Source organism: Mesorhizobium sp. WSM4842 (assembly GCF_055901575.1).
This window is the reverse complement of record NZ_CM148372.1, coordinates 1,255,882-1,277,879: the sequence shown is the minus strand read 5'-3', so window position 1 is coordinate 1,277,879 and position 21,998 is coordinate 1,255,882. Positions and strand designations below refer to the sequence as shown.

Annotated in this window: 23 protein-coding genes and 1 pseudogene; 8 read left to right on the top strand and 16 right to left on the bottom strand. The window is 63.5% G+C overall.

The genetic code is table 11. The annotated features are described in order from the left end of the window. Positions 1 to 86: 86 nt before the first annotated feature. From arsK to AC0NIE_RS05940, 14 genes and pseudogenes are all read right to left on the bottom strand, one after another. Entirely contained in the window at positions 87 to 1,319 is a 1,233-nt protein-coding gene (gene arsK, locus AC0NIE_RS06005; RefSeq protein ID WP_473485848.1) for an arsenite efflux MFS transporter ArsK, read from the bottom strand. Then, on the bottom strand, positions 1,316 to 2,749 hold the full coding sequence (locus AC0NIE_RS06000) for an NAD(P)-binding domain-containing protein (protein WP_473485849.1): 1,434 nt from the start codon (positions 2,747 to 2,749) through the stop codon (positions 1,316 to 1,318). Before AC0NIE_RS06000 ends, arsK begins: the two co-directional genes overlap by 4 nt. A 50-nt stretch (positions 2,750 to 2,799) precedes the next feature. Then, complete coding sequence (locus AC0NIE_RS05995) at positions 2,800 to 3,120, bottom strand: ArsR/SmtB family transcription factor (protein ID WP_123148885.1); 321 nt, start codon at positions 3,118 to 3,120, stop codon at positions 2,800 to 2,802. 75 nt (positions 3,121 to 3,195) lie between these two features. Further along, a complete protein-coding gene (gene arsC, locus AC0NIE_RS05990) occupies positions 3,196 to 3,615 on the bottom strand; it encodes an arsenate reductase (glutaredoxin) (protein ID WP_473485850.1) in 420 nt (139 codons plus the stop codon). Continuing rightward, positions 3,612 to 4,301: an aquaporin gene (locus AC0NIE_RS05985; RefSeq protein ID WP_473486004.1), complete on the bottom strand. Its 690-nt coding sequence runs from the start codon at positions 4,299 to 4,301 to the stop codon at positions 3,612 to 3,614. Before AC0NIE_RS05985 ends, arsC begins: the two co-directional genes overlap by 4 nt. Before the next feature lie 4 nt (positions 4,302 to 4,305). Continuing rightward, complete coding sequence (locus tag AC0NIE_RS05980) at positions 4,306 to 4,812, bottom strand: arsenate reductase ArsC (protein WP_473485851.1); 507 nt, start codon at positions 4,810 to 4,812, stop codon at positions 4,306 to 4,308. A gap of 16 nt (positions 4,813 to 4,828) precedes the next feature. Next, the gene (locus AC0NIE_RS05975; RefSeq protein ID WP_258121464.1) at positions 4,829 to 5,161 is read right to left on the bottom strand and encodes an ArsR/SmtB family transcription factor; all 333 of its coding nucleotides are present in this window, start codon (positions 5,159 to 5,161) and stop codon (positions 4,829 to 4,831) included. 156 nt (positions 5,162 to 5,317) lie between these two features. After that, a complete protein-coding gene (locus AC0NIE_RS05970) occupies positions 5,318 to 6,307 on the bottom strand; it encodes an energy transducer TonB family protein (RefSeq protein ID WP_473485852.1) in 990 nt (329 codons plus the stop codon). Next, a pseudogene (gene exbD / locus AC0NIE_RS05965) lies at positions 6,307 to 6,764 on the bottom strand (TonB system transport protein ExbD). The gene AC0NIE_RS05970 and the pseudogene exbD overlap by 1 nt, the downstream one beginning before the upstream one ends. A gap of 15 nt (positions 6,765 to 6,779) precedes the next feature. Beyond that, positions 6,780 to 7,730: a tonB-system energizer ExbB gene (gene exbB / locus AC0NIE_RS05960; RefSeq protein WP_473485853.1), complete on the bottom strand. Its 951-nt coding sequence runs from the start codon at positions 7,728 to 7,730 to the stop codon at positions 6,780 to 6,782. 28 nt (positions 7,731 to 7,758) lie between these two features. Continuing rightward, a complete protein-coding gene (locus AC0NIE_RS05955; protein ID WP_473485854.1) occupies positions 7,759 to 8,493 on the bottom strand; it encodes an ATP-binding cassette domain-containing protein in 735 nt (244 codons plus the stop codon). Between the two features lie 453 nt (positions 8,494 to 8,946). Next, entirely contained in the window at positions 8,947 to 9,915 is a 969-nt protein-coding gene (locus tag AC0NIE_RS05950) for an LLM class flavin-dependent oxidoreductase (protein ID WP_473485855.1), read from the bottom strand. 136 nt (positions 9,916 to 10,051) lie between these two features. Next, a complete protein-coding gene (locus tag AC0NIE_RS05945; protein ID WP_473485856.1) occupies positions 10,052 to 10,207 on the bottom strand; it encodes a hypothetical protein in 156 nt (51 codons plus the stop codon). 203 nt (positions 10,208 to 10,410) lie between these two features. Further along, a complete protein-coding gene (locus AC0NIE_RS05940; RefSeq protein WP_473613645.1) occupies positions 10,411 to 10,755 on the bottom strand; it encodes a hypothetical protein in 345 nt (114 codons plus the stop codon). A gap of 277 nt (positions 10,756 to 11,032) precedes the next feature. On the opposite strand from AC0NIE_RS05940, the gene AC0NIE_RS05935 reads away from it, so the two are divergent. After that, a complete protein-coding gene (locus AC0NIE_RS05935; protein WP_473485858.1) occupies positions 11,033 to 13,162 on the top strand; it encodes a DUF294 nucleotidyltransferase-like domain-containing protein in 2,130 nt (709 codons plus the stop codon). 44 nt (positions 13,163 to 13,206) lie between these two features. On the opposite strand, the gene AC0NIE_RS05930 is transcribed toward AC0NIE_RS05935, so the two are convergent. Then, positions 13,207 to 13,839, bottom strand: a complete 633-nt coding sequence (locus AC0NIE_RS05930; protein ID WP_473485859.1) for a hypothetical protein — start codon at positions 13,837 to 13,839, stop codon at positions 13,207 to 13,209. 302 nt (positions 13,840 to 14,141) lie between these two features. Between AC0NIE_RS05930 and AC0NIE_RS05925 the strand changes: the two genes are divergently transcribed. From AC0NIE_RS05925 to AC0NIE_RS05910, 4 genes are all read left to right on the top strand, one after another. Then, entirely contained in the window at positions 14,142 to 14,396 is a 255-nt protein-coding gene (locus AC0NIE_RS05925; protein ID WP_192362171.1) for a DUF4212 domain-containing protein, read from the top strand. A gap of 14 nt (positions 14,397 to 14,410) precedes the next feature. Beyond that, positions 14,411 to 16,276, top strand: a complete 1,866-nt coding sequence (locus AC0NIE_RS05920; protein WP_473485860.1) for a sodium:solute symporter family protein — start codon at positions 14,411 to 14,413, stop codon at positions 16,274 to 16,276. A gap of 107 nt (positions 16,277 to 16,383) precedes the next feature. Further along, positions 16,384 to 16,692: a YggT family protein gene (locus AC0NIE_RS05915; protein WP_473485861.1), complete on the top strand. Its 309-nt coding sequence runs from the start codon at positions 16,384 to 16,386 to the stop codon at positions 16,690 to 16,692. Positions 16,693 to 16,696: 4 nt separating this feature from the next. After that, positions 16,697 to 17,011 carry a hypothetical protein gene (locus AC0NIE_RS05910; RefSeq protein WP_473485862.1) on the top strand — a complete coding sequence of 105 codons (315 nt, stop codon included), beginning with the start codon at positions 16,697 to 16,699 and terminating at the stop codon, positions 17,009 to 17,011. Positions 17,012 to 17,065: 54 nt separating this feature from the next. Here the strand turns inward: AC0NIE_RS05910 and AC0NIE_RS05905 are convergent, their stop codons facing one another. Continuing rightward, positions 17,066 to 18,043 carry an AraC family transcriptional regulator gene (locus AC0NIE_RS05905; RefSeq protein WP_473485863.1) on the bottom strand — a complete coding sequence of 326 codons (978 nt, stop codon included), beginning with the start codon at positions 18,041 to 18,043 and terminating at the stop codon, positions 17,066 to 17,068. 242 nt (positions 18,044 to 18,285) lie between these two features. Between AC0NIE_RS05905 and AC0NIE_RS05900 the strand changes: the two genes are divergently transcribed. The 3 genes from AC0NIE_RS05900 to AC0NIE_RS05890 all read left to right on the top strand — a co-directional run bounded on the left by AC0NIE_RS05900 (position 18,286) and on the right by AC0NIE_RS05890 (position 21,913). Continuing rightward, positions 18,286 to 18,738, top strand: a complete 453-nt coding sequence (locus AC0NIE_RS05900) for a (2Fe-2S)-binding protein (protein ID WP_473485864.1) — start codon at positions 18,286 to 18,288, stop codon at positions 18,736 to 18,738. A gap of 3 nt (positions 18,739 to 18,741) precedes the next feature. Beyond that, a complete protein-coding gene (locus AC0NIE_RS05895; RefSeq protein WP_473485865.1) occupies positions 18,742 to 20,961 on the top strand; it encodes a xanthine dehydrogenase family protein molybdopterin-binding subunit in 2,220 nt (739 codons plus the stop codon). A gap of 184 nt (positions 20,962 to 21,145) precedes the next feature. Further along, positions 21,146 to 21,913, top strand: a complete 768-nt coding sequence (locus AC0NIE_RS05890) for an SDR family NAD(P)-dependent oxidoreductase (protein ID WP_473485866.1) — start codon at positions 21,146 to 21,148, stop codon at positions 21,911 to 21,913. The last annotated feature ends 85 nt before the right edge of the window (positions 21,914 to 21,998 follow it).

The following is a 21,998-nucleotide window of genomic DNA, read 5'->3' as shown; positions in this document are numbered from 1 at the left end:
AGAGGGCTTATCAACCGCATTACAGCCCGTCGAGCGCCGATGGCCGGCGGCACGGGGTTGCGCACAGGTCGACGCTGCGCGCGGTGTCAGTTCGCTGACGTAAGCATCACGGGCGCAAGAGGCTGTCTTCTGATCAGGACGATTGCCGAGAAAGCCAGTATTCCGAGCATGCCGACCGCAGCAGTCAACCAGAGCGATGGCTGGACGCCGATGCCTGCCATCGCCATGGCTAGGGCAAACGGCGCAAGCGCTGAAGAAAACTGACGCGCGGCCGTCACCCAGCCGAGCCGGGCGCCGTAGCGCTCCCGTCCGAACAGTTCCAGGGGCAGCGTGCCGCCGACGATGCTGGCGAGGCCCGAGCCCAATCCAAACAGGATGACAAAGGCGATGGCGCCAGGCACCGATGGTGTGGTCCCCAGCAGGGCGACAAGGCCGAGCGGTAGCAATGTCGCGCCGATGACCGCGAGCCAGGTCTGTGCCAGCCGGCCGCCGAACAGCATGTTGATCAACCGGCTCGCCACCTGGGACGGGCCAAACAGCGTGGTTACGACAAGCCCGACGGAGCCAAGCCCGAGCGCCGTCGTCAGCGGGACCATGTGAACGAGGATCGAGGAGAGGACAAAACCCTCGACCGCGAAGCCGCCAAGCATGAGCAGAAACACTCTGCTGCGGTCGCGCGCGGTGAACGCAACCGGACCGCCTGCCGACCCGATGGCAGCAGCTGTCGCCGAAGCGTTTTTGTCCACCCGACGCGACAGCCGCGCCAGCCAGGCATGGATGGGCAGGCAGATGGCGACATTGATGCCGGCAAAGACCAAATAGACCTCGCGCCAGGTCAGGTATTCGTGCAGTGCCGCCGTCAGCGGCCAGAACAGGGTGGAGGCGAAGCCGGCGATCAGCGTCAGATGGGTGATGCTGCGCTGCGCCTTGGCGCCGCCGATCTGGACGATCGCGACGAAAGCGGCGCTGTAGAGCACGAAGGTGGACGCCAGCTCCATCACCATCAGCGCCGCCACGAAACTCACCCGGCCTGGTGCTATCGCGCAAGCGACAAGCGCTGCTGCGGCCGCAAGCGAGCCAAAGGTCATCACCCGGCCGGCGCCGAAACGATCGGCCCAGCGCCCGGCTGTCGGAGCAAACAGACCACCGACCAGCAGCGACGCCGACAAGGCGCCGAAAACCCATTGTTCCGGCCAGGCGAACTCTAGCGCGATCGACGGCACCAGGATGCTAAAACTGTAATAGAGCGTGCCGTAGCCGATGATCTGCGTCAGCCCCAACGCCCAGAGTGCGGCAGCCGGGATTTTCCGGTCGCTCATTGGGCGGCAATCTCGAGATCGCCGCTGCGCACTGCTGCGATCGCTTGCGTGCTGCCGCAGCCGCACCCAGACTTGCCGCTCGCCTTTGCCTTTGCATCGTCGGCACAACAGGCATCGACAGCAGCCGGCGCGGGTCCGCCGCAGCAACCCTGAGATGACGTGCCTGAAAGTGACGCCGGCACAGTGCAGACGCCGGTCTCGGGCAACACCAGTTGCACAGCATCGGCGGCAGCCATGTCGCCGGCGAGCGCCGCGGCGACCGAGCGGACCTGTTCATAGCCGGTCAGCAGCAGGAACGTTGGCGCCCGGCCATAGCTTTTGACGCCGACCGTATAGAAATCGGGCTCGGGGTGGCTGAGTTCGCGATGACCATGCGGTGGGACATCGCCGCAGGAGTGTTCATTTGGATCGATGAGCGGTCCGAGCGCCTTAACTCCTTCGAGCCACGGATCGAGGTCCAGCCGCAGCTCCCGGGTCAAGGCGAGATCGGGGCGCTGCCCCGTCGCGGCGATGATCCTGTCGACGGGGCCGAGCGTGCGCAACCCGTCCTTTGTCTGGCCTTCGACAATCAGCCGGCCGTCGACCTCGCGAATGGCAACCGTGGCAAAGCCGGTCACCAGCCGCACACGGCCGCTCTCGGCGAGCTGCCGGACATCGGAACCAAGCTCGCCCCGCGCCGGCAGGGCATCGGCATCGCCGCCGCCGTAGATGCGGACAAGATCGGTGCTGCGCGTCACCCATAGTGCCGAGGTGCCCGGTTCGGTTTGCGCGAGCCTGTCCAGTTCCAGCAAGGCGTTGGCGGCGGAATGGCCGGCGCCCACCACCAATGTCGTGCGGCCTGCATAGAGATGACGGTCGCGTCCCAGGACATCCGGGATGCCGTAGGCGATGCGGTCGCCAAATTCCCTCTCGCCTTCGGCCGGCAAGCCGCCCGCACCGAGCGGGTTCGGCGTCTGCCAAGTGCCGGACGCATCGATGACGGCACGAGCGCTGTCCCGGCGCGTGCCTTTCGCCGTTTCGACCAGAAGCATGAACGGCCGCGTCTGCCGCGCCTTGCTCAACACCTTGTCGGCCCCCCACCGGGAAATGGCGACAACACGGGCACTGGTCCCGATCGACGGCGCCAGTTCGGAAAGCTTTGCGAGCGGCGCGAGATACTGGTGGACGATCTCATTGGCGGTGGGGAATGCCTCCGGCTCCGGCATTTGCCAGCCGTGGCTCTCGAGAAGTTTTCGGGCGACCGCATCAACACAATAGCGCCACGGCGTGAAAACCCGCACATGGCCCCAGTCCAGAAGGTTCGACCCAACCGCGGAACCTGCCTCGTAAACTGTGACCGGAAGGCCGCGGCTGACAAGTTGGGCGGCGGCCGCCAGGCCGACAGGTCCGCCGCCGATGATGGCGACCGGGAGATCGTTTTCAGAAACCATGGCACACCTTCTATGTTTCTAGGATTATAGAAATATAGGCCAAAAAAGAGTTAAGCAGCCGCCTCGCCGACAGCCGGGCCGCATGCGGCATCGGCACAACATTCATCGGCAAGAAAGCCAAGGAGATCGTTCATCACAGGGTAATTGGCACGGCAAATCAGCGTCGTTGCCTGGCGTTCCTGGGTGACCAGGCCGGTCAGGATAAGCCGGTGGAGATGATGCGACAGGGTCGACGCAGCGATGCCGAGGGCTTCCTGCAGATAACCGACCGGTCGCCCGGCCTCACCTGCCCTCACCAGCGTACGATAAAGATTGAGCCGCGTCGGATTGCCGAGTGCCTCGAGCTGTTTTGCTGCTTGTTCGAGTTTCATGGAAATAAGCTAGCGCCCGCTGCCGGGTGTCGTCAAGCGCTATTTCCAAGGTTATCGAAGAACTACATTATACCTTCAGACGCGCCGCCCCGATGCGTCGATGACGACTTCGCCGTCTTCCTTGGTGAACGGCCCGATCTCCGGATTGGGCAGGATGTCGAGAACCGCTTCAGACGGCCGTGCAAGCATGGTGCCGAGCGGTGTGACGACAATCGGCCGGTTGATCAGGATCGGATGCGCCAGCATGAAATCGACGATCTCGTCGTCGGTCCATTTGGGGTCACCGAGATTGAGTTCGGCGTACGGCGTACCCTTCTCGCGCAGCAATTCGCGCGGTGTCATCCCCATCGCCTTGATCAGCTCGACCAGCCGTTCGCGCGACGGCGGGTTTTTCAGATACTCGATCACATCAGGCTCTTCGCCGGACTGCCTGATGATGGCGAGCGTGTTGCGCGAGGTGCCGCAGTCGGGATTGTGATAGATGGTGATGGTCATTTCGCGGCTCTCATCTGTCTGACTGGTTTGGGCTCGCTGAGCAGCCATCCTGCCAAGGCCATGGCAAGCAGCGCCCCCAGGAGCTCGGCGAGGATGAACGCCGGCAGGTCCATCGGCCGGATGCCCGCGAAGGTGTTGGAAAGAGCGCGGGCGACCGCGACCGCTGGATTGGCGAAGGACGTCGAAGCCGTGAACCAATAGGCCGCGGTGATGTAGAGGCCGACCAGCCATGGAATCGCATCCGAACGGAAGCGAAGGCCGGCGAGAATGGTGAAGACCAGGCCGAAGGCCGCCACCAACTCCGCAATCCATTGTCCGTTTCCGGTCCGCACGGTTTGCGAGATCTGGAGAATCGGCAGTTCGAACATGGCGTGCGCCATCAGCGTCCCGGCGACGCCGCCGACAATCTGGGCGATCACATAGGCCAGTGCAGCGTTCGCTTCGATTTCCCGCCTGAGGGCAAAAACCAGCGTCACCGCCGGATTGAAATGCGCCCCGGAAATCGGACCGAGTATGGTGATCAGCACCACCAAAATCGCTCCAGTCGGCAACGTGTTGCCGAGCAGGGAGAGACCCACGTCGTCCGTCAGACGATCTGCCATGATGCCGGACCCGACGACCGTCGCGACGAGCATTGCCGTGCCGAGCGCTTCGGCGACGATGCGACGGGGAATGTCTGCCGCCATGAGGTCAGCCGGCCTTCGGTAGATCGCGGCCGATTTCATCCAGCCGTTTCTGCAGGGCGAGCTTGTCGATCGTGTTCATCGGCAGGCTGACGAAGATCGAGATCCGATTGTTGAGCATGCGGTAGGCTTCGGCAAAGGCCAGGTGCTTTTCGGCGTTCGTGCCGTCCACGGCGGCCGGGTCGGGCACGCCCCAATGCGCCGTCATCGGCTGTCCCGGCCAGACCGGGCAGGATTCATTGGCCGCGTTGTCGCACACGGTGAAAACGAAATTCATCTCCGGGGCGCCGGCAGCCGCGAATTCCTGCCAGTCCTTCGAACGGGCGAAGGACGTGTCGTGGTTGAGGGTTTTCAAAAGCTGGAGTGCGTAGGGATGGACTTCTCCCTTCGGGTGCGATCCGGCCGAATAGGCCCTGAACTTGCCGGCACCGACACGGTTGAGGATCGCTTCGGCAAGGATCGACCGTGCCGAATTGCCGGTGCAGAGAAAAAGCACGTTGTATGGGTCATTCATGGGGTGGTCCTCCCTTCTAACAGTTGCAAGTCACGGCCTGAATGACCGGCTGGCAGAGTTCCGGCGCGCCGTTGCAGCAATCCTCCATGAGATAGGCAAGCAGATCGCGAAAACCGGTCATGTCGGCGACGTAGCGGATCGTCCGGCCGTCGCGCTCGGCGCGGACGAGACCGGCATGATCGAGAACCTTCAGATGCGCCGACATGGTGTTCTGCACCGTACCGAGGCGCGCGGCGATCTCGCCGGCAGGCACACCGTCTGCGCCCGCCCGCACCAGCAGGCGAAACACCTCGAGCCTGGTGTCCTGGCCAAGCGCTGCCAATGCGAGAAGAGCGGTGTTCTTATCCATGCATCCTAGAATCCGGAATTATGGATGTATATGGCCGGCATATGACAGACAGATGACGACGGATAGTCGAGATTATCGCTGGATGCTGGCTGCAATGGTCCGCGCCCTGCAAAGGCGACTACGAAATCGGAAGGACCTGGTCCTCGGTCGCGTCGCCTAATTACGCAGGGCGAACGTGAACGGCGCGGTGCGGGTTATGCGGGAGCCGAGTTCCGGCGGCGGCTTGGGCACTGAGGCACCCTGCAATGTGCTAAGCGCCGCGCTATCGAGGTCTGGATCGCCGGAGGAACGAGCCAGCCGGGCGGATAGGACCCGGCCGGACGCGTCGACGGTGAAGGTCACGCTCGGACTACCTTCCACGCGCCGGGCCTTCGCGGCCCTCGGATAGTCGGTGTGCCGCCTTATCCACGCACGCAATTGAGAGTCCCATCTGGGCGAGTTGCCGCGTTTTGCAGCCGCCGCTTTGGCCGATTTCGGCGCGGCCGCCCTGGCTGCGGGATTCGCAGCGACACTGGCGGTGACTGTCTTCTTCGGCGGAGGTGCGGCTTTCTCCTTTTTCGGACGCTTTTTGGCCTCTTCGACCGGCTCCTTGGCTTTGACCTCAGCCGGCTCCTTCACCTTGGCCTTTGCCTGCTTCTTTGGCTTGGCCTCGACGGGTATCTCGACCGGTTTCGGCTGCGGCAGCAGGATGACCACTTCCGGCGTGACGGCCTCGGCAACATCGGGCACGACCTCCTCGAGCGGCGGCTGGTCGACCCGTTCCGCCACGGTCGGCGGGGTGGGCTCGACTGTGTCGGCCGGAGCGGCTTCCGACGGCTCGGTGACCGGCTCTGCCCGCTCGACGGACGGTTCGGGCGGAGGCTCCGTTTCGACTGTCTCGGGCTCCTCGACCGGATCCGGCTGATCGGGCGCTATCTCCTCCGTCAGCGGGGCCGGCATGGCCGGCGTGAACGCCATTGGCGCCAACTCGATCACCTGCGCCTGCGGCGGCCCGCCATCGGGCTCGGCCGGGCGCCAGCTCTGCATCGCATAGCCGATCGCGGCATGCGCCACGAGAACCAGTGCAGCCGGGCCCGCCCACCAGGCAATCTCGCGCACGCCGAAACGCCGCTGATCGGCCATCGGCAGGGCGGCCGACGGCGACATTATTGGCCCGTTCCGACTTGCGGTGCCGCGGCATCGCCGGGCGCGGTCTCGAGGCCGACCAGCGCGATCTTCAGATAGCCGGCGCCCCGCAAAAGGTTCATCACCTCCATCAGCTCGCCATAGCCGACCGCCTTGTCGGCGCGCAGGAAGATGCGCGTCTGCCTGTCGCCTTTTGTCCTGCCGACCAGCGCGGCGGCGAAGGCTTCGCGCGGCACGGTGTCGTTGCCGATTGCCAGGCCGAGATCATCTTTCAGCGTCAGGAACACGGCGTCTCCGGCCGGGGAGCCGGCGTTGCGGTCGAGCCCGGCAGGTCGACATTGACGTCCACCGTCGCCAGCGGCGCCGCGACCATGAAGATGATCAGCAGGACCAAGATCACATCAATGAACGGCGCGACGTTGATCTCGTGGTTTTCCTCGAGATCGCCGTCGATGTTCTCTCGAATTCTAGCCGCCATGGCGTCGCTCCGTGTTCATTCCGCGGCCATCTGCTTTGCCGGCGCGACCGTGCGGAAATCCAGATCCCGGCTGACCAGCCGTTCGACCCCTGCCGACGCGTCGGCGAGGATCTGCCTGTAGCCGGCTATCGATCGCGCGAAGACATTGTAGATGACCACCGCCGGGATCGCCGCGACAAGGCCCATCGCGGTGGCCAGCAAGGCTTCCGCAATGCCCGGGGCAACGACGGCGAGATTGGTGGTCTGCGCCTGCGAGATGCCGATGAAGGCGTTCATGATGCCCCAGACGGTGCCGAAAAGGCCGACGAAGGGCGCGGTCGAACCGATCGTCGCCAAGACGCCAGTGCCGCGCGACATGCGCCGCGCCGCCGCCGCCTCGATGCGCGACAGGCGCGAGGTGACCCGTTCCTTCAGCCCGTCGCCGGACACATGGTCGAGCGAGCCGGCCGAAAGCGCTGTCTCTTCTTCGGCTGCGCGCACCAGCAGGGCGCCAGGACCGTTATTATGGCCAAGCGCGCGGCCGGCCTGGTTCAACGTCGCGGCATTGCCGATCGCTTGTGCCGCGCGGCGGGCACGCAGCTTGCCGCCAAGGATCTCCAGCGATTTGGCCAGCCATATCGTCCAGGTGACGAAGGACGCAAAGGCCAGCCCGATCATCACCGCTTTCACGACGATGTCGGCCGCCATGAACATGCCCCATGGCGACAGGTCGCGCGGCAGGGTCAGGGAGGTTGCCGTCGAAGGCCCCGTTTCGACAGGCGTGGTCACGGTAGGCGTGGCCTCTGGGGGCGCGGGCACGCCGGGCTGGGTCGCCGGTGGCACGGCGGCGTCTGGCGCAGCCTGCCCAGGCGCCGGAGCCGGCGCCTCGATCGCCGGGGCCGCGGCCGATTGCTCCTGGGCGGCAGTGCCGCCGGCCGACAGGATGACGGATGCGAGCAACGCCGCGAACAAACCATGTCTGGACAAGGGCTTCTTCCTTATTCTCACAGTGGCCTCATTGCACATAGCCGATGGGCTGGCCGGTGACGGGGTGCGCAAACACGCCCATCTCGACACCGAAAATTCCTCTAAGCACCTCGCCCTGCATGATCTGGTCCGGCGTGCCGCGCGTCAGCAGCCTGCCGTCCTTCAGTGCGATCAATTCGTCGCAGTAGCGCGCCGCCATGTTGGGATCGTGCAGCACGACGACGACGCACAGGTCGCGTTTGCGGCTAAGATCCCTCACCAGTCCCAGCACCTCGACCTGATGGGCGATGTCGAGCGCCGAGATCGGCTCGTCGAGCAGCATGACGCCGGCATTCTGCGCCACCAGCATGGCCAGCCATGCGCGCTGGCGCTCGCCGCCGGACAATTCGTCGACCAGCCGGTCGGTGAAGTCAGCCATATCGGTCAGGACAAGCGCCTCGTCGACATGGCGCCTGTCCTCGTGCCCGAAACGGCCGAGCGCGCGGGCGAGTTCGCGTGCGCCCCACTGCGCCTGCGGCCGCCGCGCGAAGGTGATGCCTCCCGAGCTTGCCGGCTGCTCGCGCGCCAGGAGCTTGATCAGCGTCGACTTGCCCGAGCCGTTGTGCACGATCAGCCCGTAGATGCGCGAGCGTTGCAGCTCGAGCGTAACAGGACCGAGCAGGTTCCGCTCGCCGACGGCGAACCGCACCGCTTCGACCTGGAAGGCAGTCTGGGCATGAGTTCCTGCCACGGTCTCGGCCTCTTTCCAGCTTCGCGCGCGCATTTCGAAATCCGGATTTCGGCAATACGATTTGCGGCTCCGACGCCCGGTTGACTATGAAACATGAGTTTACGAGTCAACAATGAAGATGGCTGTTTGAGTCAACAAAATGTCGTGACGCCGGATTTACCTCGAAATTCGAAAGGGGAGCGCGCCGAGATGGTGACTGGTTTTGGTCGCGGAAGAATTCGAGACGAAACGACTGCGCGCCGAAACCTGCTGATCGCGGCACTGTCGCTGCCGGTGCTGCTTGGCGGCCACGCGTCGTGCAGGAGGCGACCACCACTCTCGACCCGACCAACATTCAGGAACGGGTCGAAAGCGTCCTTTGGGACGGTCGACGGCGATGTCGCCACCCAGGGCTCTACCGCCCGACCGAGGAGACCCTCCGCGAGATCGAGCTCGGCGCCGGAAGTTTCGACCGCTATGAAGGAAAGTTCGACTTCAGCGGGGCTGTCAACGCTGACAAGTCGCTGCCGTTCCGCCGGCGCGTGCTTCCCGGATCGCGCGGGACGCAAACGCCCCGGGCTGGGGGACATCGGCCTCGCGGCGCGTCAGCGAATTGCGCAGCAGCGCGATCGTTTCGCGGCCCGCCGCCGCGATCTCGCGCGGCCTGTCGACACCGACGATCATGAATTCCTCGATTCCCAGCGCCGCATAAGGGAGCAGCGACAACGCGACCTGTGCCGGCGGTCCGGCAATTTCGACCGCCTTCTGGCAGGGGTCGTTGTGCTCCGAACGGATCCGGACGGGAAGCGCAAAACGCAGCTTGCCGGCCCGGCCGTGCTCGGCGGCGGCACTGCGCACCCGCCCTATCAGCTGCCGGATCTCGTCGGGCGAACCCGGCGCCAGTTCGAAGACATCGGCATGCCGCCCGGCGACCCTGAGGGCCGTTCCGGACTGTCCGCCCATGCGGATGGTCATGTCGGCGCCATGCGGGCCCTTGCGCGGCACGTAGCCGCCCTTGACGCTGTAGAAGGCACCTTCATGATCGAACGGCCTATCGTTCGACCACAGCCGCTTCAGCAGCACCAGATATTCGTCGATCCGCTGCCAGACGATCGTATGGCCGACCGGCCGTGCCTCGGCATCGTCGTCGTTCAGCGGCTCGCTGAGCATCCTGAGCGACAGCCGCCCGCCGCTTTCTGCGTCGAGCGCCGCCAATTGCCGTGCCGCCACCGTCGGCTCGATCACACCGGCCCAATGCGTGAGAACGACCTCGAGTGAGGACGTGCGGTCCAGCGCCCGGGCGGCAATATCCATATTGGTCAGCAGCCCGGCCGGATCGTCGACGACGATCTTCTGAAAACCGATGTCCTCGATCAGCAACAGCTTTGTCGCGGTTTCCGCGAAATCGTAGAAAAACGGCACGGTTGAATCGGCAGGGTGAGTTTTGCCGGGAACATGCGTGAACTCGATCGGCATTGCCATCTCCTCCATCACGTTGGGTCAGGGGCACGCGCGAAAGCGCACCGGCACTGGGTTCATTCAACTCCGATATTGCGCAACGGCAGATCGCTATCCCTGTAAGTCAGGACCCGATGACTCGGGCGCTCCATGATCAGGGGATAAGGCCCAGGACGACTGCCCCGGTGAACACGAACGCAAGGGCAAAGACGAGATAGGCAAAGGCGCCCTCATAGGCCGGCCGCCAAGTCTGGTCAGAACCGAGTCTTTGGTCTTTGCGGGCGGTCCGGGCGTTCTGGAAATAGGACATATCGATCTCCGTCTCGGCAGTTACTCTATAAAATCAGTAGACTTTGTCGAGTGCTATTTTCCAGCGATCCTTGGAATGTTTTTCTCAAATCAGAAGGCAATTTGGTTTGTTTGCTGCTTAGCGCGGCGCTCCCGAGCCCGATCGGCCCGATGGCAAAAACGCCGGGCCCATGCAGGCGCAGGGACACGGGCCGGGGCGGCGTGCTATTTGCTGGGCGGCCTGTAAGCTTCCAGACCGAACAGCATCAGCACCAGCGACACCAGGAAGAATCCAACCGCTACGCCGAGCGCGATCCGGGCGTAGAGTTTGTAAACATCGCAGATGATGGTGCCAAACACCCGTCGCGCCGGGCCATCGGCTGGGCGCGATTTCTCATCGAGGTAGAGCCAGACTTCGGTGTGTTTGGGATTCTTGCTGCCTACGGTCGTGGCTTTCCACATCAGTGCCAAAACCATAGTCAGCGTGAGGAACGCGCCGGAACGGAATGCTGACACCGGGTTGAAGGAGAAGCCGACCATGACACAGCCGATGGCAAGCGATCCGAACATTACGGCGCGCCCGATGCATCCCACAGCAACCCGTCTGATCTCATCCATCGGCCGCCTCGGCAACAAACTCGCCGACAATGTGCGAGCGCTTCGACCGTATCAAATCACTTTAAGGCGAATGTGCCGCCTGGACGGGTGTGCCATCGCCTGAATTCGGCCATCGACGCGGCCCGGCGGCGCGCTCTATGCTGCAGGGCAAGCAGGATCGAACCTTTCCGGCATCGACAGAGCGCTGTTTCGGCAAGCCGGGACATCCGGCAGAGGAAGCCTATCAGCTATGTCAAAAGGGACGAAATTGAAGCCGGCGACCGGCGCGACACCGCTGATAGCGATTGCGGCTGCCGCCGTCGACACCGAAACAACCGGGCCAGACGCCACAAGGGCACGCGTGGTCCAGATTGGTGCGATCGGCATCGCGCATGGCAAGGTCGTCCGGAAACCTCAGCTCGATCTCCTCATCGATCCTGGCGAAGCAATCTCGTCCGAGGCCTCGCTTGTCCACGGCATCACCGATACCGATGTTGACGGAGCCGGGAGCTTCCCTGATGCATGGGGGCAATTCCAGGAGTTCGTCGGCGACCGCATCCTCGTCGGACACTCGATCGGCTTCGACCTGGCGGTCTTGGAGCGCGAATGCCGACGCGCCCGCTTGCCCTGGAAAAAGCCTCGGGCGCTGTGCGTCCGGCTTCTTGCAACCATAGCAAATCCCAATCTGGCAGATCATTCGCTGGAAACGATCGCCGCCTGGCTTCGCCTGGAGATAGCTGGCCGCCATTCGGCCCTGGGCGATGCGATCGCGGCGGGAGACATCTTTGCCGCGTTGATTCCGGAATTGCGCAAGCGCAACATCCGAACACTCGGAGAGGCCGAGGTCGCCTGCCTTGCTCTTTCGGACGCTCTCGAAGCCGGCCATCGCGCCGGCTGGGCCGAGCCGGTGTCGCGACCCCAGGCTCCCGCGTTTCAGCCGGTTGATCCCTATGCCTATCGCCATCGCGTCGGCAGCCTCATGAGCGGCCCGCCAGTCGTGGTCAAGTCGACCAAACCGACCAGGCAGGTCATCGACCTCATGGTGAAGCGCAAGATCAGCTCGGTCCTGGTGTCCGACCGTGGAACGCCGGATCAACCGATCGAGGAGTATGGCATCGTTACCGAGCGTGACCTGATGCGCCGCATATCGTCCGACGCCGAGCGGGCTTTTGACATGCCGGTCGGAAGCATCGCAACGCGACCGCTGATAAGCATCCGCGCCGCCGCCTTCGCCTATCGGGCGATCGGCCGCATGGATCGACTGAAAGTCCGCCACCTCGCCGTTCGCGATGACGGGGGCATGCTGGTCGGCGTGCTTTCGGCGCGTGACCTGCTGAGGCTTCGCGCCGCCGCGGCCATCGATCTCGACGACACGATCGAACATGCCAAGGACGCCGCCGAACTGGCGGCCACCTGGTCGATGCTGCCGGGCGTAGTGCGTTCGCTCATCGGCGAGGAAATCGACCCGCGTGTGGTGGCGGAAATCATCAGTGACGAACTTTGCTCGCTTACCCGCCGCGCCGCCGTGCTTGCGGAACAACAGATGCAGATCGAAGGTCACGGCCCGCCGCCCTGCGCCTATGCCGTGCTCGTACTCGGCTCGGGCGGCCGTGGCGAAAGCCTGATGGCCCCGGACCAGGACAATGCAATCGTCTTCGCAGACGGCGAGCCGGATAGGCCCGAGGACAGCTGGTTCAAAATTCTCGGCGCCAAGCTCGCCGACATGCTCGACATCTCCGGCGTACCATATTGCAAAGGCGGGGTGATGGCCGCGAACGCCGCATTCCGCGGAAGCCTCGATACCTGGAAGGGGCGCGTCGAAGATTGGGTTCGCCGCCACCGGCCGGAGGATCTGCTCAACGTCGATATCGTCTACGATCTGAGGCCGGTTCACGGCGACACGACGCTGGCCGCGCAGTTTATCGAATATGCCTACGACCGTGGCCATGCCGAGCCGGTGTTCGCGAAGGTTCTCGGCGAGCAGATGACAACCGGCAATCCCTTCACCGTTTTTGGCGGCTTTCAGCTTGAAAATGGCCGGCTGGACATCAAGATGCATGGCCTTTTTCCGATCGTCGCGACCGCACGCACGCTTGCAATTCGCCACGGCATCCGCGAGCGGAGCACACGGGCCCGGCTTGAGAAACTGATCGCGCTGGATATTGGCGGCGAGCCCGACATGAAGGCGATGCTGGCCGGCCACGCCATGCTGGTCGGCCTGCTGCTCGCTCAGCAGACGCACGACATCTACGCCGGTATACCGGTATCCAACCGCATCGAGATCAATGCCCTGACGCGCGGGCAGCAGGCAGAGCTCAAGAGCCTCATCAAGCGCCTCCAGTCGGCACCCGACCTGGTGCGGGACCTGATGTTCGCATAGCCGGCGACGCTCGGACGGTGCAAGGCCGACGCGCCGAAACAAACTCAGTTGCGCGCGGCACCAAGCAGTTCGTCGACGAGGGCGCTGCGGTCAGCCTGCGCAAGGAAATCCTCATGCGCGCGCAACAGATTCATTCTCAAAAAATTGAAGATGTAGTCGTAGTCGTTGGTCAGGAGATTGGGGTGGATCGGGACCATCTCGAAAACCGTTCGCGCCAGCGGCTCGGGGATTTCGCGCACCGGCCGCGGCGGACCGATCTGCGTGGCGGCGAGGCGCTGACGGGTGAGCTCGGCGGCGTCCTCCCAGAAAGTGGGGGGCGAGCCCTCCGGAACGGCATATTTGGAGAAGCTTGCCAGGGCCACTTTTTCCAGCGCCGCTGGCAGGCCTCGCTGGCGCAAGCCGGCGGGTTCGCGCAGCGCACCCTCCACCATTTCCGCCACGATGGCGTAGCACGCAGGGTAGGCGCGCCAGCGTGAATGGTTCAGCGCCGCCTGGAATTCCTTCTCGCTGAACAGCTTCTGCCAGTAGACCCCTGCCCTGACCCGGCAGAACTCGACGATGCTCTTCTGTGCCAGGAAGGCGGCGCGCGAATCCATGAAGTCACCCAGGTCGTCGACGCTGACGATCGGCTGCGGCTTGCGCAGGAACTCGGGCAACAGGTCGTTCAGCAGGCCCATGGCGCTCTCCCTTCGGTTTTGTTTCCAACCGATGTTGACCGTGTAGCCCCCGCGACGCCGCACCGCCAGCCCTCTTGCCGATTCAAGTCCTCTCACTGATTCTCCAGTCCTGTCACCGATTCTAAAGTCGTATGAACAGCAGCGACAAGAAGTGATACTCATACAAAGTTGCGGTCGGATGATTCTATACCTGGCCGCGACATATGCCGGAGGGCTTCCGCGTTAGCGGAAGAGGCAAGCTTTAAATGGCGCCTTGCGGTCGAGACGGTTCGCAAGCTGCCAACCAAGGGAGGGTTCAAGCTATGGCGACGCCAGACCGCGTAAGTTACTGGAACAAGACCAAGGGCCTCATGTTCACCATGCTGGGCCTGTGGGTATTCTTCGGTTACGTCATCCACATGTTCGTGGAGCAACTCAACACCATCGTCATTTTTGGCTTTCCGCTCGGCTTCTACATGGCCGCTCAGGGTTCGCTCATCGCCTTCGTCGTCATGCTGTTCTGGTTCGCACGGCGCCAGAACGCGATCGACGAAGAGCATGGCGTCCATGAAGATTGATCGGGGGAACGTCAATGGCTAACACGACATCTACCACCGCAGGCGGAGGCGACTTCACCTCCAATCTCGGCCGCATCTACGGCATCTACACCGGCGGCTTCATAGCCTTCATCATCTTGATGGCTATCTTGAGCGCCATGGGCGTCGAAAATGTTGTAATCGGCTACCTGTTCATGGGCTTTACCATCGTCATCTACGCGGTGATCGGCGTCCTGAGCCGTACCATGCACGTCGGCGAATATTACGTCGCCGGGCGTCGCGTACCGGCGCTCTACAACGGCATGGCGACCGGCGCCGACTGGATGTCAGCGGCCTCCTTCATCGGCATGGCCGGCTCGCTCTATCTGCTCGGCTATGATGGTCTCGGATTCGTGCTCGGCTGGACCGGCGGCTACGTGCTCGTGGCCATCCTCGTTGCGCCTTATCTGCGCAAGTTCGGCGCCTACACCGTTCCCGACTTCCTGTCGGCGCGCTACGGCGGCAATCTTGCCCGCTTCATCGGCGTGATCGTTCTGTTCTCCTGCTCGTTTACCTATGTGGTCGCGCAGATTTTCGGCACTGGCCTGATCTCGGCTCGCTTCCTTGGTATCGACTTCAACGTAGCAGTCTATGTCGGCCTCGCCGGCATTCTCGTCTGCTCGATGCTCGGCGGCATGCGCGCCGTCACCTGGACGCAGGTCGCCCAGTACATCGTGCTGATCATCGCCTATCTCATCCCTGTCATCTGGATGTCGACGGTGAAAACCGGCGTGCCGATCCCACAATTGATGCAAGGCCAGGCGCTGGCGAACATCACCGCGCTTGAGACGGCGCAGGGCATCACGTTGCATCACATCACCCCATTCGCGCATGGCGGCTATGATGCCAAGAACTACTTCCTGCTCATCCTCTGCCTGATGGTCGGAACGGCGTCATTGCCGCACGTCCTGATGCGATACTTCACCACCCCGTCGGTGCGTGAAGCGCGCGTCTCGGTCGCCTGGTCGCTGCTGTTCATCTTCATCCTCTACTTCACCGCGCCCGCCTATGCGGCATTCGCCAAGTGGACGATGCTCGACCTGGTGGCGTCGGGCCTGACGCCCGAAAACATCGCCGAGAAAGCCGGATGGATGATGCGCTGGGCCGCAGCCGACAATACGCTCGTGCAGATCTGCGGCAAGGCGGCGACAGATACCGCGGCGATCGTCGCGGCCTGCGCCGAAAAGGGCGTGACGGCACTTTCGTTTGCCGACATCAACCTCAACGCCGACATGATCGTGCTGGCGACGCCGGAAATGGCCGGCATGCCTTACGTCATCTCGGGCCTCGTCGCCGCCGGCGGTCTTGCCGCCGCACTATCGACGGCGGACGGTCTGCTGCTGGCCATCGCCAACGCGCTCAGCCACGACATCTACTACAAGATGATCGACCAGAATGCGCCGACGTCGCGGCGCCTGATCGTGTCCCGCATCTTGCTGGTTATGGTCGCGGTGCTGGCCGCCTACGTCGCATCGACCAAGCCGTCGGACATCCTGTCGATGGTGTCATGGGCCTTCTCTCTTGCCGCCGGCGGGCTCTTCCCGGCGCTGGTGCTTGGCGTTTGGTGGAAGCGGGCCAACTCGGCGGGCGCTGTCGCCGGCATGATCGCGGGCTTCGGCATCACCATCTTCTACCTTGTCATGACGCAGTATGGCGCCGACTTCGACAAGGCGACGCCCAATATGGAACTGTGGTGGGGCGTGAAGAACATCTCGTCGGCGGCCTTCGGACTACCGGTGGGCTTCGCCGTGATGATCATCGTCAGCCTTCTCACCAGGGCGCCGTCCCAGGCTATGCAGGATTTCATCGAGGAAATCCGTGTGCCGCGCGGCAAGCAGATGATGGAAGAAAAGATTGCCTGATCGCGCAAAGTGATCGGCGCATGAGGCGGGGTCCGGCGACGGACCCCGCTTTCATTTGCGGGGCGTCGCTGGCATAACGCGGCGCGCCGCTCCTTGGAAAATCCCACATGAACGATTTCTGGGCCTACTGGTATTTCCACATACCGAATTTCATCCTTGCCGCAGTGATGTACACGCTGATGGGGCGTCTCCTGCTCGGCCTCTTCGTGCCCGAAAGCTGGGACAACTACATCTGGCGATTCTTCAAGACCGTCACGGACCCGTTCCTGCGGATCGTGCGGACCATCACGCCGTCGATCCTGACCCAGCCGGTGGTGATCGTCTTCAGCGTGCTCTGGCTCATGGCCCTGCGCATCGGCTATCTCGTCTTGCTGATCAATTTCGGTATTGCGCCGATGGCTTCACAGGGGGGTTGAGGCGATGGACAGAAACGCTCTTGTGCCGGTCATGGCGATCGCCATCGTCAACGGTATCTTTTCGCCGTGGGTGCTGATGGTGTTCCTGCTCTATCCGATCTGGTATCCGGGCTGGGCGCCTCCCTTGAGCCAGATCGTTTACATGGCAAGTGCGCTGATCCTGTCGACGGTGACCATCATGCTCGCCGGCGTGCCGGCCGCGCTTTATGAGCGCTGGTCGGCGCAGCCCAGGAGCATCGTCGTCTCGTCCATCTGGCTTGCCGGCACGGTTTTGTTGACGCTGCCGGCGCTGCCGAATGTGATGCGGGTGCTCAGCTGAGAATTCCCTTCGGCTCGGGCTGGATCGACTTCGCAGCGCCGCCACTCGCGCATATCAACCTGCGATGGATTCGAACCGACTGGGGCGGACGGCTTCCCCCTCGCTATTTGAAGGGGAAGCGGGATTCCGGCCACGGCCATATTGCCGTGGTGTACAGTCCATCACCCTCTTGAAGGCCGTGCTGAAGGCGCTTTCGGATTCGTAGCCGAGCGACAGGGCGATAATGGAAATTGGATCGCTGGAATTCGCCAGCCTGTCCCCGGCCAGCAGCATTCGCCAGTTCGTCAGGTACTCCATCGGTGACGTCCCAACCATCTCCTTGAATTTCAGGGCAAAGGTCGATCGCGACATGCCGGCACGCTCCGCCAGCTCCTGTAATGTCCAGCGATGCGCCGGATCGTCATGCATGGCGTTGATCGCAGCAGCCATCTGTCTATCTGCCAGGGCGAAGAACCATCCAACGCCACGTCCCAGCCCTTCCGCCAGATGCAGGCGCAGGGCCTGAACCAACATCATGTGGGCGAGGTGTTGCGCGACCAGAAAACCGCCAGGCTGCGGCTCGTGCAGTTCCTGCATCATCCGCTCCACCGACCAGCGCAGCGCCGCCTGATCCGTTTCTTTCCGGATATGGACGATGGGCGGCAGCATGCCCAACAGGATGCCGGCATGATTGCCGCTGACGGCAAAGCGGCTGCCGACAAGAAAGAAATCACCGCCGCCATTATACATCACGACGCCGCCAGCGCGCGCGGGGGGAAAAATCGTGCCGGCTTCGACAGGCGTCAAAGTCATGTCGCTTGCGAGGCGGAAAGGCCGCCCACTCGGCAGCACGAAGCAGTCCCCCTTCTCCAGGCGCACCGCGTCGGCAACGCCTTCTACGGAGAGCCAGCACCCGCCGGAAACCACAGCGTAGCATTTGATGCGTTCGTGCTGGTCGGAGAACTGGATCGACCAGTTTCCACCGGCATCGAAGCCAGCGGACACATGACTGCGTGGCTTCAGCAGCGACAGCACATCTGAGAGCGGATCCATGGGTGTTCCGGACGATTGCGAAGATAATGCGGACTTTACAGCATAGACCGCATTTCCTCAATTGATTATTTATCAACAACGGCTTCACCAATGTGGCAACCGGCGAAGTAATAATCAGAATTCTTGAAACATTTAGATGCTCTCGCGTGGATAACGGAGAAAAGTTCTATCGATAAAGCGATTAAGTCGCCATCATCACTGGACGATACCAGATGATTGCGCGAGATAAAGGAACAAGATTCATGACAGCGTTCACGATCAATGGACGGGCGGTGGATCTCGCCGCCGCGCCAGATACGCCGCTTCTATGGGTGATACGGGAGCATCTGAAACTCACCGGCACCAAATTCGGCTGCGGCATCGCGCAGTGTGGCGCCTGCACCGTTCACGTCGACGGCGAGCCGACGCGCTCCTGCATAACCCTGCTTCAGGACGTGGCCGGAATGGAGGTGACAACGATCGAAGGCCTGTCGCCGGACGCCGGCCATCCGCTGCAGCAGGCCTGGATCGCCGAGCAGGTGCCGCAATGCGGCTATTGCCAGTCCGGGCAGATCATGCAGGCGGCGGCGCTCCTCAAGAGCAACCCCATCCCGACCCGCGATCAGATCGTCGAATACATGGACGGCAACATCTGCCGCTGCGGGACCTATGTGCGAATCATCAGCGCCATTCAGCGCGCCGCACGGGAGGCCTGAGCCATGACCGAGACATTGCAGCTTCACACCAGAGCGCTCTCGCGGCGCAGCTTCCTCATCACCGTCGGCGCCACCGGCATCGCGGTTGCGTTCGGCGGTTTGCTCCAGGACGCCTCGGGCGCCAGCGTGGCGCCGGCGGTCGAGGGCGGTTACCGGCCGAACGCCTGGCTGACCATCGCGGCCGACGGCACCGTGACGATCATGTCACCCGCCTCCGAGATGGGTCAGGGCATCATGACGACGCTGCCGCTGCTCATCGCCGAGGACATGGACGCCGATTGGGACAAGGTCCGCGTCGTCCAGGCTCCGTCCGACGCGGAAAAGTACGGCAACCCCGGCTTTTACGGCGTACAGCTCACCGGCGGCAGCGAATCCACGCGGGGCTATTACAATATGCTGCGTCTGGTCGGCGCCCAGACCCGCAAGATCATCCTGGCGAGTGCTGCCGCCATGCTCAACGTTCCGGTGAGCGAACTCACCACCGAGCCCAACCGGGTCGTGCACGCGCGGTCGGGCCGCTCACTCGACTACGGCGAGGTCGCCGCGGTCGGCACGCTTCCGGATCCGCTGCCGCAGGCGACCGATGCCGATCTGAGGCCGAGCGATCAGTGGCGCTATATCGGGAATCTGACGGTACAGCGTGTCGATATACCCTCGAAGGTCGACGGCACCGCGGTCTTCGGCATCGACGTGCAGCTTCCGGACATGCTGTACGGAGCGGTGCTGCGGGCGCCGGTACAGGGCGAGCAGCCGGAAACCATCGACGATGCCGAAGCCAGCGCCGTGGCCGGCATCACCCACATTGTGCCGCTTCCCTACGGCGTCGGCATCATCGGCGAAACGGTCGAGGCGACGAGGCGGGCCAAGGATCTGCTCAAAATTGTGTGGACCACGTCGTCGCGGATCCGCAGCTACACCAGCGATCGGCTGTTGGAAGAGTATCGGCGCATTGGCCGCGACCTCGCCCAAACCGGCGTCAGCGCTGCCACGCAAGGCGACGCACAGGCCGTGATCTCGACGGCCGCAACGGTCATCGAGGTCGATTACATGAGCGACCATGTACACCATGCGACCATGGAGCCGATGAACGCCACGGCGCTCGTGACGGGCGATACGGTTGAAGTCTGGGCGCCGACGCAAGGCCCAACGGGCACCCAGGGCTTTGCCGCGGAGGTGGCCGGCACCACCCCTGACAAGGTCAAGGTGAACACCACCCTGCTCGGTGGCGGCTTTGGCCGCAAAGCCGAGGCCGACTTCATCATCGATGCCGTGTCGCTCGCCAAGACGGTGCAAGGCCGCCCGGTCAAGGTCATCTGGAGCCGAGAAGACGACGTCCAGCATGGCAAGTACCGACCGCTCGAGGCGCAGCATGTGCAGGTCGGGCTCGATGCCGACGGCAACATCGTCGGGTGGCGGCACCGCATCGTGGCGGATTCGATTTTTGCCCGCACGATGCCGCAGCTGTTCGAGAGCGAAGGCGGCCACGACAGTGTGGTGACCGAGGGTGCGCATTTCAACTATGCCGTCCCTGCGCATCAGATCGAATATATCCGCCAGGATAACGGCCTGGACATAGGCTTCTGGTTCGGTGTCGGGGTCGGCTATACCAGGTTCGGCATCGAATGTGTCATCGACGAAATCGCCACCGCCAAGGGCGTCGATCCTGTGGCGCTTCGGCTGGGGCTCCTGAAGGACCAGCCGCGGGCGCGCAAGGTCATCGAGACCGTCGCCGAAATGGCGGAATGGGATCGCCAACGCGACGGGCGGGCGCTGGGCATCGCCTATTCCGATGCCTTTGGCTCCCATTGCGCTGAGATCGCCGAGGTCTCGCTTGACCGGCAAACCGGCGAGATCCGGGTGCACACCGTGTGGTGCGCTGTCGATCCGGGGATAGCGGTACAGCCGCGCAACATCGAAGCGCTGATGATTACCGGGATCACAAACGGTGCCAGCCACGCGCTGTTCGAGCAGATCAACATCGTCAATGGTGAGGTACAGGAATCGAACTTCGACACCTATCGGGTGATACGCATGTCCGAGGCGCCTGATATCCAGGTCGCCGTGATTCCAACGCCCGAGAACCCGATCGGGGGCGTCGGCCAGGTCGGCCTGCCGCCGATCGGTCCGGCGATCGCCAACGCGGTGGCGCGGCTCACCGGCGGCGTGCGGCTGCGGCATTATCCGTTCCTGCCGGAGCGGGTGCTGGCGGCGCTCAACGCCTGAATTGGAGGTGCTGCTCCTCCTCGGTCTCGTCCCGGTGACTCAGCGACCGCCATCGGCCGGGAACGCGAGATGTGCTTGCGGCCAGCGTCGGCAAGGCACGGCTTGGCCAGCCGATCCATAAGGAATAGCATTGCTGCTCGAGCGGAGGCCGCGACCTCACAACAAGTAGCGCAGGGAGCAACCCATGGGCACAAGGCTGGCTGGCAAGATCGCCATCGTCTCAGGCGGCGCAACGGGAATGGGCGGTGCGGCCTCGGAGCTTTTTGCGGCGGAGGGCGCCAAGGTGGCGATCATCGACCGCAACGGCGAGGCGGCCGCCGCCACCGCAGCCGCGATCCGAGCGCGCGGCCATGTCGCCGAGCACTGGGTGGCCGACGTATCGGACGAGGCGCAGGTCGAGGCTGCGGTGAAGGGCGTGACGGAAAAATTCGGCCCGGTCACCACGCTGTTCAATCATGCCGGCACCATTGTCATCAAACCCTTCCTGGAGACCACGCTGCAGGAGTGGGACTGGCTGCATGCCGTCAACGTGCGCTCGATGTTCCTGATGACGCGCGCCGTGCTGCCCGGCATGATCGCCGCTGGCGGTGGTTCCATCGTCTGCACCTCGTCGATCTCGGCAGTGGCGGCGACGCCGATGGAGGTGCTTTACGACACCACCAAGGGCGCCTGCCACATGTTCGCGCGCGCCATCGCCGTCGAGTTCCGCGACCGCAACATCCGCTGCAATGCGGTCTGCCCCGGCTTCATCAGGACACCGCATGGCCTGCGCGAGGTCGCCGATCTCGACAAGCTCGGTGTCGACGTCTCCGACGCGGCACTGGCGGCACAGCAGGGGCGGATCGGCGAGCCGGAAGAGGTGGCCAAGGCAGCACTTTACCTCGCCAGCGACGAGGCCAGCTTCGTCAACGGGGCGCATCTGTTCGTCGACAACGGCTTTACCGCGGTGTGAGGCCTTCCGACGAGTGATCTTGCGGGCAAGTTTCGCCGCAATTTCCCACAACTTTCGCAGCGGTTTCACGACGTCCGACACGTGC